Annotated in this window: 11 protein-coding genes and 1 pseudogene; 8 read left to right on the top strand and 4 right to left on the bottom strand. The window is 55.4% G+C overall.

What is annotated here, in order from left to right; translation table 11 throughout:
- Positions 1-5 precede the first annotated feature (5 nt).
- From aroK to trpS, 7 genes are all read left to right on the top strand, one after another.
- Complete coding sequence (aroK, locus tag G163CM_RS19685) at positions 6-527, top strand: shikimate kinase AroK (protein WP_015962691.1); 522 nt, start codon at positions 6-8, stop codon at positions 525-527.
- A 72-nt stretch (positions 528-599) separates the two neighbouring features.
- On the top strand, positions 600-1694 hold the full coding sequence (aroB, locus tag G163CM_RS19690) for a 3-dehydroquinate synthase (RefSeq protein ID WP_231826040.1): 1095 nt from the start codon (positions 600-602) through the stop codon (positions 1692-1694).
- 85 nt (positions 1695-1779) lie between these two features.
- Positions 1780-3126, top strand: coding sequence for a cell division protein DamX (damX, locus tag G163CM_RS19695; protein ID WP_231826041.1), 1347 nt, complete (start codon positions 1780-1782; stop codon positions 3124-3126).
- Positions 3127-3200: 74 nt separating this feature from the next.
- The gene (gene dam, locus G163CM_RS19700; RefSeq protein ID WP_231826042.1) at positions 3201-4031 is read left to right on the top strand and encodes an adenine-specific DNA-methyltransferase; all 831 of its coding nucleotides are present in this window, start codon (positions 3201-3203) and stop codon (positions 4029-4031) included.
- A 16-nt stretch (positions 4032-4047) separates the two neighbouring features.
- On the top strand, positions 4048-4725 hold the full coding sequence (rpe, locus tag G163CM_RS19705; protein ID WP_015962695.1) for a ribulose-phosphate 3-epimerase: 678 nt from the start codon (positions 4048-4050) through the stop codon (positions 4723-4725).
- Entirely contained in the window at positions 4718-5479 is a 762-nt protein-coding gene (gene gph / locus G163CM_RS19710; RefSeq protein WP_231826043.1) for a phosphoglycolate phosphatase, read from the top strand. The genes rpe and gph overlap by 8 nt, the downstream gene beginning before the upstream one ends.
- Positions 5472-6479: a tryptophan--tRNA ligase gene (trpS, locus tag G163CM_RS19715; protein ID WP_149464160.1), complete on the top strand. Its 1008-nt coding sequence runs from the start codon at positions 5472-5474 to the stop codon at positions 6477-6479. The genes gph and trpS overlap by 8 nt, the downstream gene beginning before the upstream one ends.
- A gap of 48 nt (positions 6480-6527) precedes the next feature.
- On the opposite strand, the pseudogene G163CM_RS19720 reads toward trpS, so the two are convergent.
- The 4 genes and pseudogenes from G163CM_RS19720 to nirB form a co-directional block, all read right to left on the bottom strand.
- A pseudogene (locus G163CM_RS19720) lies at positions 6528-6605 on the bottom strand (DUF4223 family protein); the annotation flags it as partial.
- Positions 6606-6659: 54 nt separating this feature from the next.
- Positions 6660-8033, bottom strand: coding sequence for a siroheme synthase CysG (gene cysG / locus G163CM_RS19725; protein WP_015962699.1), 1374 nt, complete (start codon positions 8031-8033; stop codon positions 6660-6662).
- A 132-nt stretch (positions 8034-8165) separates the two neighbouring features.
- The gene (nirD, locus tag G163CM_RS19730; RefSeq protein WP_231826044.1) at positions 8166-8492 is read right to left on the bottom strand and encodes a nitrite reductase small subunit NirD; all 327 of its coding nucleotides are present in this window, start codon (positions 8490-8492) and stop codon (positions 8166-8168) included.
- Entirely contained in the window at positions 8489-11032 is a 2544-nt protein-coding gene (nirB, locus tag G163CM_RS19735; protein WP_231826045.1) for a nitrite reductase large subunit NirB, read from the bottom strand. The genes nirD and nirB overlap by 4 nt, the downstream gene beginning before the upstream one ends.
- A gap of 239 nt (positions 11033-11271) precedes the next feature.
- On the opposite strand from nirB, the gene G163CM_RS19740 reads away from it, so the two are divergent.
- On the top strand, positions 11272-12552 hold the full coding sequence (locus G163CM_RS19740; protein ID WP_231826046.1) for a cytosine deaminase: 1281 nt from the start codon (positions 11272-11274) through the stop codon (positions 12550-12552).
- The last annotated feature ends 125 nt before the right edge of the window (positions 12553-12677 follow it).

Consider the following 12677-nt stretch of genomic DNA (forward strand, 5'->3'; position numbering starts at 1 on the left):
AAAAAATGGCAGAGAAACGCAATATCTTTCTGGTTGGACCTATGGGTGCCGGCAAAAGCACTATTGGGCGCCAGTTAGCCCAACAGCTCAATATGGAATTTTACGATTCTGATCAAGAGATTGAGAAACGGACAGGCGCTGACGTGGGCTGGGTCTTTGATGTCGAAGGCGAAGAAGGTTTCCGTGACCGCGAAGAAAAGATCATCAACGAGCTGACCGAAAAGCAGGGCATTGTTCTGGCGACGGGTGGTGGCTCTGTTAAATCTCGCGAAACGCGCAATCGTCTCTCCGCCCGCGGCGTGGTGGTCTATCTCGAAACGACCATCGAAAAACAGCTGGCACGTACGCAGCGCGATAAAAAACGTCCGCTGTTGCAGGTTGATGCACCGCAGCGCGAGGTTTTCGTGGCGTTGGCCGATGAGCGCAACCCGCTGTATGAAGAGATTGCCGACATCACTATCCGTACTGACGATCAGAGTGCAAAAGTGGTCGCGAACCAGATCATTCATATGCTGGAAAGCAACTGATACTGGGCAGCGAACACTGCGTCAGCGTAAAGCGTTTAAGCGAATATAAGTAACCAAGGTGGACGTCGCGTTATGGAGAGGCTTACTGTAACTCTCGGGGAACGTAGTTACCCGATAACCATCGCGGCTGGTTTGTTTAACGATCCAGCTTCCTTCTTACCGCTCAAGTCTGGCTGCCAGGTTATGCTGGTCACCAACGAAACGCTGGCGCCGCTCTATCTTGATAAGGTCCGTTCTGTGTTAGAGCAGGCTGGCGTCAAGGTCGATAGCGTGATCCTTCCCGATGGCGAGAAGTACAAAAGCCTGGCTGTGATGGACACCGTCTTTACAGCACTACTGCAAAAACCGCACGGTCGCGATACGACCCTGGTTGCCCTTGGCGGCGGCGTCATTGGCGATTTAACCGGGTTTGCGGCGGCGAGCTATCAGCGCGGCGTGCGCTTTATTCAGGTACCTACCACGCTGCTTTCGCAGGTAGATTCCTCGGTTGGCGGCAAAACAGCCGTAAACCATCCCCTTGGCAAGAATATGATTGGCGCGTTCTGGCAACCGGCTTCCGTGGTTGTCGACCTGAACTGCCTGAAAACCCTGCCTGCGCGTGAACTCTCTTCTGGTCTCGCTGAGGTCATCAAATATGGCATTATCCTCGACGCGCCGTTCTTCGACTGGCTGGAAGAGAATATTGATGCCCTGATGTCCCTCGATGAGAAAGCCATGGCGTACTGCATTCGTCGCTGCTGCGAATTAAAAGCAGAAGTTGTCGCTGCGGACGAGCGCGAAACCGGCTTACGTGCTTTACTCAATCTTGGACATACATTTGGACATGCGATTGAAGCCGAGATGGGTTACGGTAACTGGCTTCACGGTGAAGCGGTTGCTGCTGGCATGGTCATGGCGGCGCATGCCTCTGAACGCTTAGGTCAGTTTAAGCCGGAAGAGACACAGCGTATTATTGCGCTGCTCAAGCGCGCAAACCTGCCGGTCACGGGCCCGCAGGAGATGACGGCACAAGCCTATCTGCCGCATATGATGCGCGACAAAAAAGTTTTAGCCGGTGAGATGCGACTCGTCCTCCCGCTGGCAATTGGTAAAAGTGAAGTGCGCGGCGGTGTGCCGCATGATGTGGTTCTTGGCGCTATTGCTGATACTCAGCGGGCGCAACAATAAGAAAGGTCAAGCCGCGTTCGCGCGGCGTTTTATCTTCAGGTGAAGTGCAATAGTTGTGGGCGTGAGCCTTTTAGTGGGGTGTTAAATGGATGAATTTAAACCAGAAGACGAGCTGAAACCCGATCCCAGCGATCGTCGTACTGGTCGCTCTCGTCAATCTTCCGATCGTGACAATGAGCCGCAGATCAATTTTGATGATGTGGAGCTGGAAGCGGATGAGCGCCGTCCGGCCCGTAGCCGCAAGGCACGTGAAGATGTCGAGCCCGAAGATGAGCTGTATGACGACGAAGATGATGCAGAGGCGGAAGAAGTCGTCGAGCGTCGTCCGCGTAAACGTAAATCCCCACCGCGTAAACCGGCTTCTCGCCAGTACATTATGATGGGTGTCGGGATTCTGGTGCTGCTGCTGCTGATCGTGGGCATCGGTTCGGCGCTGAAATCACCGTCTTCCTCTTCCAGCGACCAGAGCGCGTCGGCGGAAAAAAATATCGATCTCTCCGGTGATGCTGCCGATCAGGCAAATGGCACGCAGCCTGCGCCAGGCACCACTTCCGCAGAGCAAACCGCAGGCGCTAACCCGCAGCAGGACGTTTCTCTGCCGCCAATCTCTTCCACGCCGACTCAGGGTCAGCCAGCCGCAACGGCTGAAGGCCAGCAGCGTGTGGAAGTACAGGGCGATCTGAACAATGCACTGACTCAGCAACAGGGCCAGGTCGACAACGTGGTGGTTAACTCCACGCTGCCAACCGAACCGGCGACCGTTGCACCTATCCGTAACGGCGCGGCATCTCGCCCGGCGGCAACGGAAACAGCACCGCGTCAGCAGACGGCGGCAACGCGTCCTGAACGTAAACAGGCTGTGATTGAACCGAAGCCGCAAAGCAAACCGCAAACGACCGCGGCGGCGAAACCGACTCCGGCGGCAACGCCTAAACCTGTTGCCCAGCAGACGAAACACACCGAAACCGCAGCCACGAGCACGCCGGCGAAAACGCCAGCTACCTCTACCGCTCCAGCGAAACCGGCAGCAACGGCAACCACCACGGCGCCTGCGGCAACTTCAACGACCGCACCAGCGGCGACCACTGCACCGGCTGCTACTGCGGCAACCAGTGCTCCGGCAGCCAGCGGCGCGGCGAAATCTGCAGGCGATGTGAATTCACTGAAATCTGCGCCTGGCGGTCATTACACGCTGCAGCTCAGCTCCTCTTCCAACTACGACAACCTGAACGGTTGGGCGAAGAAAGAGAATCTGAAAGACTACGTGGTGTATCAGACCACGCGTAACGGTCAGCCGTGGTATGTGCTGGTAACGGGTGTGTATGCGTCGAAAGATGATGCGAAACGCGCGGTGACCTCGCTGCCTGCCGATGTTCAGGCAAAAAATCCGTGGGCGAAACCGTTGCATCAGGTGCAATCTGACCTGAAGTAATGTGACGTGCTACAAGCGCAGGATGCTGTCGGAGCTTTCTCCACAGCCGGAGAAAGTGTAATTAGTTAGGCAGCATGAAAAAAAATCGCGCTTTTTTAAAATGGGCAGGGGGAAAATTCCCCCTGCTCGAAGATATTAGACATCACTTGCCATCAGGTGACTGCCTGGTGGAGCCTTTCGTGGGTGCCGGGTCGGTATTTCTTAATACCGACTTTTCACGTTATATCCTTGCTGATATCAACAGCGATCTTATCGATCTCTACAACATCGTAAAAAACCAGCCTGACGACTATGTCGCCGAGGCGCGTAAGGTTTTCACACCAGAAACGAATGATGCCGAACGCTACTACGCGTTTCGCAGCGAATTTAACGCCAGCACGGATAAAATGCGCCGTGCGGTTCTCTTCTTGTACTTAAATCGTCACGGCTACAACGGTTTGTGCCGTTACAATTTGCGCGGTGAGTTCAACGTGCCATTTGGCCGATACAAGAAGCCTTACTTCCCGGAAGCCGAGCTGTACCACTTCGCCGAAAAAGCGCAGAACGCTGAGTTCTATTGCGAGTCGTATGAAGTGTGTATGGATCGCGCGCAGCAGGCAAAGAAAGCGGTCGTCTATTGCGATCCGCCCTACGCACCGCTCTCCGCAACGGCCAACTTTACGGCTTACCACACCAATAGCTTCAGCAGCGAACAGCAAAAGCTGCTGGCTGATAAAGCCGAAGAGCTGGTGGCGAAGCGTATTCCGGTACTGATTTCAAACCATCGCACACCCGAGACGGTGGCGTGGTATAACAACGCAGTACAGCACGTCGTAAAAGTGCGACGCAGTATTAGCCGCAACGGCGGCACGCGTAATAAGGTGGATGAGCTGCTGGCGTTGTATCGCCCGGCAGATAAAAAATAGTTTTTAGGAGATGCGGATGAAACAGTTTTTGATTGCCCCCTCAATTCTGTCGGCTGATTTTGCCCGCCTGGGTGAAGACACCGCCAACGCACTGGCAGCCGGTGCGGATGTGGTTCATTTCGATGTTATGGATAACCACTATGTGCCGAACCTGACCATCGGCCCGATGGTGCTGAAAGCCCTGCGCAACTACGGTATTACCGCGCCCATCGACGTTCATCTGATGGTGAAGCCGGTCGACCGTATTGTTCCCGATTTCGCGGCAGCAGGTGCCAGCATTATTACCTTCCATCCCGAAGCCTCTGAGCACGTTGACCGCACGCTGCAACTGATCAAAGAGCACGGCTGTAAAGCGGGGCTGGTATTCAACCCGGCAACGCCGCTGAGCTATCTCGATTATGTCATGGATAAACTAGACGTGATCCTGCTGATGTCGGTGAACCCAGGCTTTGGCGGCCAGTCCTTTATTCCTCACACCCTCGACAAGCTGCGCGAAGTACGCCGTCGCATTGACGAATCTGGCTACGATATCCGCCTGGAAGTGGACGGCGGGGTGAAGGTGAACAACATCGGCGAAATCGCCGCCGCCGGGGCAGATATGTTTGTCGCAGGCTCCGCGATTTTTGATAAGCCGGATTACAAAAAAGTGATTGATGAAATGCGCAGTGAACTGGCAAAGGTAAGTCATGGATAAATTGCAAAACCTCCGCGGCGTGGCCTTCGATCTCGACGGTACGCTGGTGGATAGCGCGCCGGGGCTCACCGCGGCGGTAGATAGCGCGCTTTACGCGCTGGAACTCCCGGTCGCAGGCGAAGAACGCGTGGTGACCTGGATTGGCAACGGTGCTGATGTTCTGATGGAGCGGGCGCTGGCCTGGTCTCGTCAGGAGCGTGCGACTCAACGTGCCTCCCAGGGGAAACCTTCCGTTGACCATGCGGACATCCCGCAGGATGAACAGCTGCGCGTGCTGCGTCGCCTGTTTGATCGCTACTACGCCGAGTTTGCCGAAGAGGGCAGTTTCCTCTTCCCACATGTTGAACAAACGCTGGCGGCGCTGCATGACAAAGGCCTGCCGCTGGCGCTGGTGACCAATAAGCCGACGCCGTTTGTCGCGCCACTGCTTGAGTCGCTGGGGATTGCGCGTTTCTTTAGCGTGGTGATTGGCGGCGATGACGTGCAGAACAAGAAGCCGCATCCGGAGCCGCTGTTGCTGGTAGCGAAGCGTCTGGAAATCGAACCGGCTGAACTGTTGTTTGTGGGCGATTCCCGCAACGATATTCAGGCGGCACAGGCGGCGGGCTGCTGCTCTGTGGGCCTGACCTACGGCTACAATTATGGCGAATCTATCGCGCTCAGCTCGCCCGATTATATCTTCGACCAGTTTAATGAACTCTTGCCCGCGCTCGGGCTTCCGCACAGTGAAAATCAGGAATTAGAAAATGACTAAGCCCATCGTTTTTAGTGGCGCACAGCCGTCAGGTGAATTGACCATTGGCAACTACATGGGTGCGCTGCGTCAGTGGGTAAACATGCAGGATGACTACCATTGCATCTACTGCATCGTTGACCAGCACGCGATCACCGTGCGTCAGGACCCGCAGGCGCTGCGCAAAGCAACGTTAGATACCCTGGCGCTCTATCTGGCCTGTGGCATCGACCCGGAAAAAAGCACCATCTTCGTACAGTCTCACGTGCCGGAACACGCACAGCTGAGCTGGGCGCTGAACTGCTACACCTACTTCGGTGAACTGAGCCGTATGACCCAGTTCAAAGATAAATCCGCACGCTATGCGGAAAACATCAACGCCGGTCTGTTCGACTACCCGGTACTGATGGCGGCAGATATCCTGCTGTATCAAACCAACCAGGTTCCGGTGGGCGAAGATCAGAAACAGCACCTGGAACTGAGCCGCGATATCGCCCAGCGCTTTAACGCCATTTACGGCGATATCTTTAAAGTGCCAGAGCCGTTTATTCCGAAATCCGGCGCGCGCGTGATGTCGCTGCTGGAGCCGACCAAGAAGATGTCCAAATCGGATGACAACCGCAATAACGTCATCGGCCTGCTGGAAGATCCGAAATCCGTCGTGAAGAAAATCAAACGCGCGATGACCGACTCGGAAGAGCCGCCGGTGGTGCGTTATGACGTGAAAGAGAAAGCGGGCGTTTCCAACCTGCTGGATATTCTCTCTGCCGTTACGGGCCAGAGCATTCCGGAGCTGGAAAAACACTTCGAAGGCAAAATGTACGGCCACCTGAAAGGCGAAGTGGCAGAAGCCGTTTCCGGCATGCTGACCGAGCTTCAGGAACGTTATCACCGTTTCCGTAACGATGAAGCGCTGCTCAACAAAATTATGAAAGAGGGCGCGGACAAAGCCAGCGCACGCGCGGGGCAAACGCTGAAAGCTGTTTACGAAGCGATTGGGTTTGTGGGCAAGCCTTTATAATAAATCGATGAAGCCGGGAAATTTCCCGGCTTTTTTATATTATTTAAATTATTGTTCTGTCGCTGGGCCACAGCCGCCAATAATTTTGGAAACTGAAATAGCGAGATGCAGCAAATAATCGTAAGTGTCATGTGTTTGTATTATATATGGGCGCGGCAGGTTTACCGCGCCCGAAGGGCATTAATGATTTGAGAACCAGTTCAGTTTACTACGAAGCGCAACCACACGACCCACGATAATCAGCGCCGGGCTTTCCATCTGCTGCGCCAGTGCGCCTAACTCTGCCAGTGTTCCATCGACAACGCGCTGTTTAATGGCCGTGCCGTTCTCCACAATCGCCACCGGCATCTCTGCCGACATGCCGTGTTCAATCAGTTTTTGCTGGATGGTCGCCGCCTGATTCAGCCCCATGTAGAACACCAGCGTTTGTTTCTCTGCCGCCAGATTTTCCCAGTCCAGCTCGCCGCCGGTTTTCAGGTGGCCGGTGACCAGACGTACGCTTTGCGCATAGTCGCGGTGCGTGAGCGGGATACCCGAATACGCCGAGCAACCCGATGCCGCCGTAATACCCGGCACGACGGAGAAAGGTATACCGGCATCGCACAGGGTTTCCAGCTCTTCGCCGCCGCGCCCGAAGATAAACGGATCGCCGCCTTTCAGGCGCACCACGCGTTTCCCTTTCTGCGCTTCGCGCAGCAGGATCTGGTTGATCTCATCCTGCGGCACGCAGTGATAACCGGCACGCTTACCGACAAACACGCGATCCGCGTCGCGGCGCACCAGATTCATAATGTCATCGGAGACCAGACGGTCATAAACCACCACATCCGCCTGCTGGATTTGTTGCAGCCCTTTGAGCGTCAATAAGCCTGCATCGCCCGGCCCGGCGCCAACCAGTACCACTTCACCGCGATGGTCCAGCGGTTCGGTGAGCAGGTGTTCGGTGACCTGTTCAATGGCAACTTTGTCCTGATTCGCCAGCGACTGGGCTAAGCGATCATGGCTGAACAGTTTTTCCCAGAAACGGCGACGTTCAGCGATGGTGGCAAACTGCTTTTTCACCCGTGAACGTAGCTGGCCTGCGTAGTGCGCCACCTGCCCAAGATGCAGCGGCAGCAGCGATTCCAGCTTTTCGCGCAGCAGACGCGCCAGCACCGGAGACGTGCCGCCGGAAGAGACTGCCACCATTAGCGGCGAGCGGTCGATAATTGATGGCATGATAAAACTGGCGGCTTTCGGCGCATCGACAACGTTGCAGAAAATGCGTCGCGCTTCCGCCGCTTCACTGACCTGCTGATTCACCGCGTCGTTATCCGTGGCGGCGATCGCCAGCCAGCAGGTATCAAGCAGAGACGGGGCAAACTCGCCCTCAACCAGCGTCAGCATGCCTGCTTCTTCCCATATCCTGAACTGAGGAACGTACTCCAGCGCGTTGACCGTCAGACGGGCGCCTGCATCTAGCAGCAAGCGGGCCTTACGTTCAGCAACATCACCGCCGCCAACCAATAAACAGTCACGGTCGTGTAACTGGCAGAAGATAGGTAAGTGATCCACGGTGTAGCCTCTTAAATGGACAGAAACAGGGGGAATATGGCGGGTAGAATAACAGCAGAAGCCGCATGAAACATACGACTTTTCCTGCTGTTACCTCTAAGAGGTCATAGGAGGAACCTATGACCTGTTACGTCAGGCTTTGAGCTGTACCTGGCCGTCTTTCACGCGGGCTTCAAAATGGGCGACAGAGTGGCTTTCGTCCTCCATGCACAGCCCATCGCGCAGACGGAAACGCTGTTTTTTCAGCGGGCTGGCGACCCATAAATCGCCCTGATGTTCTGCAATCAGGCCGCGTGACAACACGCTGGACTCAAAGAACGGGTCGATGTTGCTGATGGCGAAAACCTGGTCGTCAGCGTAGGGGCGGAAAATCGCCACCTGCTGGTCGCCCAGCAGGGCGCAAACGCCGGTTGCCGGCAAAATAGCGTCGATTTTGCAGATGTTTATCCACTGGCTCATGCGTTTTCCTCCACCATGGTGACCGGGATGCGTTCGTACGGCGTGGCCGGGCGATGCTGTTCACGTTCAGGCACAACCTGCACGTTCGGGTCACGCTGCTCGCTATTGATAAAGTGTTTGAAACGAACCTGTGCCGCCGGGTTGTTCACGGTTTCTGTCCATTCACAGGCGAACGCCGCGCGCAGACGGGCAATTTCAGATTCCAGATGTTCGTTCAGGCCCAGTTTGTCGTCGATGATCACGGCACGCAGGTAGTCGATCCCGCCTTCCAGATTATCCAGCCACGGCGCGGTACGCGTCAGCTTATCGGCGGTGCGGATGTAGAACATCATGAAGCGGTCGAGGTATTTCACCAGCGTATCGCGATCAAGATCGGCCGCCAGCAGGTCCGCGTGACGCGGTTTCATCCCGCCGTTACCGCAGACATACAGGTTCCAGCCTTTCTCGGTGGCGATGATGCCCACGTCTTTACCCTGCGCTTCTGCACATTCACGGGTACAGCCGGAGACGCCGAATTTCATTTTGTGCGGCGTACGGATGCCTTTGTAGCGGTTTTCCAGCTCAACGCCGAAGCCCACGCTATCGCCCACGCCATAGCGGCACCAGGTGCTGCCCACGCAGGTTTTCGCCATACGCAGCGCTTTCGCATACGCGTGGCCGGTTTCGAAGCCAGCATCAATCAGTTGACGCCAGATTTCCGGCAGGTCGTCTTTTTGTGCGCCAAACAGGCCGATACGCTGGGAACCGGTGATTTTGGTGTACAGGTTGAATTCACGCGCGATACGGCCCACGGCGACCAGCCCTTCCGGGGTGATTTCACCGCCCGCAGAGCGCGGAATAACGGAGTAGGTCCCGTCTTTCTGCATGTTCGCCAGGAAGTTATCGTTGGTATCCTGCAACGGCGTATGTTCCGGTTTGAGGATGTACTCATTCCAGCAGGAGGCCAGCAGTGAGCCGACGGTTGGTTTACACACTTCGCAGCCGTAGCCTTTGCCGTATTTTTGCAGCAGTTCGTTGAAGGATTTAATGCCTTCCACGCGGATCAGGTGATACAGCTCCTGACGGGTGAAGGCGAAGTGTTCACAGAGGTTGTTGTTAACTTCGATACCCTGTTTCGACAGTTCCGCATTCAGCACCTGCGTCACCAGCGGGATACAACCGCCGCAGCCGGTACCGGCTTTGGTTTCCGCTTTCAGCGCCGCAACGGTGTGACAGCCACGGTTAATCGCCGCGACGAGGTCGCCTTTGGTGACGTCGAAGCAGGAACAGATTTGTGCGCTATCCGGCAGTTTATCAACGCCGATAGATGGTTTACCGCTGCCCGCGTGTGCAGGAAGAATCAAGGAGTCCGGGTTTTCCGGCAGCTCAATCTTGTTCATCTCCAGTTGCAGCAGGTTGCCGTAGTCGCTGGTATCACCCACCAGCACTGCGCCGAGCAGGTATTTGTTGTCTTCGCTGACGATCAGGCGTTTGTAGACTTCTTTGCTTTCATCGAGATAAACGTAGCTGCGCGCGCCCGGCGTGCGACCATGCGCATCGCCAATACCGCCGACATCAACGCCCAGCAGCTTCAGTTTGGCGCTCAGGTCTGCGCCCTGGAACGCATTCTGCGTGCCGAGGATATGGTCAACGGCGACCTGCGCCATTTTGTAGCCAGGGGCAACCAGGCCGTAAACACGGTTATTCCAGCTGGCACATTCGCCGATGGCGTAGATATCCGGGTCGGAGGTCTGGCAGGTGTCATTAATCACGATACCGCCGCGCTGCGCGACGGCCAGACCGCACTGGGTCGCCAGTTTGTCGCGTGGACGAATACCGGTAGAGAAGACGATAAAGTCGACTTCTAAATCGCTGCCGTCGGCAAAACGCATGGTTTTACGCGCTTCTTTGCCTTCCTGAACGATCTCTTTGGTATTTTTGCTGGTGTGCACGCGCACGCCCATGCTTTCAATTTTACGACGTAACTGCTCGCCACCCATCTGATCAAGCTGTTCAGCCATCAGCATCGGTGCGAACTCAATGACGTGGGTTTCTACGCCTAAACTTTTCAGCGCGCCAGCCGCTTCCAGGCCGAGCAGCCCGCCGCCAACGACCGCGCCGCGTTTGCTGCGACGCGCACAGGATTCAATGGCGTTAAGATCTTCGATGGTACGATAAACAAAGCAGTCCTGCGTTTCAGAGCCCTTGATCGGCGGCACCCACGGGTATGAACCTGTCGCCATGATCAATTTGTCATAAAAAACGGTACGACCGGCGCTGGAGTGAATCACCTTTTCCTGACGGTTAATGGTAATGGCGCGTTCGCCAATCAGAACATTAACGCCATGCTTCTCATAGTAACCTTCGCGCACCAGCGACAGCTCTTCCGCTGTATGATGGGAGAAGTAGGAAGAAAGGTGCACGCGGTCATAGGCTTTACGCGGTTCTTCACAGAATACGGTGATGTCGTAAAGGCTGGCGTCGGACTTATCGAGAAGATCCTCGATAAAGCGGTGGCCGACCATGCCGTTACCGATAATTGCGAGTCTGACTTTGCTCATTATTGCCTCGATTTCTTTTCTATTACTGCCTACCTTAACGATTCAGCTATGGCGATTATTGATACAAATCAAATACACCTTTGCCTACCACTTAATGGGTATATCACTGATTTGTCAGTATTTTTATAAGTTGCGGAAAAGACACGCTTTTCCGGCTTGCTCTTTTTGTGTACAAAATAGTGGTAAATGAAAATTTCGTGCTGGTGAAAAAAACAGCGACAAAAACGGGGGAGAAAGGAATGACAACGCTACCGCTTCGCTTTATTCAGAATGTGCGTTTGCCGAATCAGGAAGGACGATGGCAAATCGCGATAGAAAATGGCCAGTTTGGCGCGATTACCCCCATGGAGGTGGTGCTGGCTGACGACCCGCAGGTTCTCGACGCAGAGGGCGGTTTAGCGCTGCCGCCGTTTATCGAGCCGCATATTCACCTCGACACCACGCAAACGGCAGGCGAGCCGAACTGGAATCAGTCCGGCACCCTGTTCGAAGGCATCGAACGCTGGGCCGAGCGAAAAGCGCTGCTGAGCCACGACGATGTGAAAGCTCGAGCGTGGAAAACCCTGAAGTGGCAGATGGCGAATGGCATTCAGTACGTGCGTACCCATGTGGATGTCTCCGACCCGTCGCTCACCGCCCTGAAAGCCATGCTGGAGGTGAAGCAGGAAGTTGCGCCGTGGGTTGACCTGCAAATTGTGGCCTTCCCGCAGGAGGGGATTCTGTCGTATCCCAACGGCGAAGCGTTACTGGAGGAGGCGCTGAAGCTTGGCGCGGATGTGGTGGGGGCGATCCCACACTTTGAATTTACCCGCGAGTATGGCGTGGAATCGCTGCATATCGCGTTTCGCCTGGCGCAGAAGTATGACCGCCAGCTGGATATTCACTGCGATGAAATCGACGATGAGCAGTCGCGCTTTGTCGAAACCGTGGCGGCGCTGGCGTTGAAAGAGGGCATCGGCGCACGGGTGACGGCGAGCCACACTACGGCGATGCACTCCTACAACGGCGCGTATACCTCGCGCTTATTCCGCTTGCTGAAGATGTCGGGCATTAACTTTGTCGCCAACCCGCTGGTGAATATTCATCTTCAGGGGCGTTTTGATGATTATCCGAAACGTCGCGGCATCACCCGGGTGAAAGAGATGCTGGCGGCAGAGATTAACGTCTGCTTCGGGCATGATGATGTGTTCGACCCGTGGTATCCGCTCGGTACCGGGAATATGTTGCAGGTGCTGCATATGGGGCTGCACGTTTGTCAGTTGATGGGGTATCAGCAAATCAACGAGGGGCTGAAGCTGATTACGCACCACAGCGCGCGGACGCTTGGCGTGACGGATTACGGCATCGCGCCGGGAAATACGGCTAACCTGATTATTTTACCGGCGGAGAATGGCTTTGAGGCGGTGCGCCGTCAGGTGCCGGTACGCTGGTCGATAAGAGAAGGGAAGGTGATTGCGCAAACGCAGCCTGCACAGACCTGGGTGCGGGGAGAGCGCGTTGATTTCGCGCGAAACACCTGAGGCGATGAAATGCCGGATGGCGGCGTAAACGCCTTATCCGGCCTACAATTTTATTAAATATCAAAAAATTGCAAATTTTCTGTAGGCCCGGTAAGCGCCAGCGCCACCGGGCACAACAACAATCG

It is taken from the genome of Pseudocitrobacter corydidari (genome assembly GCF_021172065.1).
GTDB lineage: Bacteria > Pseudomonadota > Gammaproteobacteria > Enterobacterales > Enterobacteriaceae > Pseudocitrobacter > Pseudocitrobacter corydidari.

Bases quoted from the DNA above. Each gene is read 5' to 3' on its own strand.
- aroK (WP_015962691.1), top strand. From the start codon at position 6: ATGGCAGAGAAACGCAATATCTTTCTGGTTGGACCTATGGGTGCCGGC.
- aroB (WP_231826040.1), top strand. From the start codon at position 600: ATGGAGAGGCTTACTGTAACTCTCGGGGAACGTAGTTACCCGATAACC.
- dam (WP_231826042.1), top strand. From the start codon at position 3,201: ATGAAAAAAAATCGCGCTTTTTTAAAATGGGCAGGGGGAAAATTCCCC.
- damX (WP_231826041.1), top strand. From the start codon at position 1,780: ATGGATGAATTTAAACCAGAAGACGAGCTGAAACCCGATCCCAGCGAT.
- gph (WP_231826043.1), top strand. From the start codon at position 4,718: ATGGATAAATTGCAAAACCTCCGCGGCGTGGCCTTCGATCTCGACGGT.
- G163CM_RS19740 (WP_231826046.1), top strand. From the start codon at position 11,272: ATGACAACGCTACCGCTTCGCTTTATTCAGAATGTGCGTTTGCCGAAT.
- rpe (WP_015962695.1), top strand. From the start codon at position 4,048: ATGAAACAGTTTTTGATTGCCCCCTCAATTCTGTCGGCTGATTTTGCC.
- nirB (WP_231826045.1), bottom strand. From the start codon at position 11,032: ATGAGCAAAGTCAGACTCGCAATTATCGGTAACGGCATGGTCGGCCAC.
- nirD (WP_231826044.1), bottom strand. From the start codon at position 8,492: ATGAGCCAGTGGATAAACATCTGCAAAATCGACGCTATTTTGCCGGCA.
- trpS (WP_149464160.1), top strand. From the start codon at position 5,472: ATGACTAAGCCCATCGTTTTTAGTGGCGCACAGCCGTCAGGTGAATTG.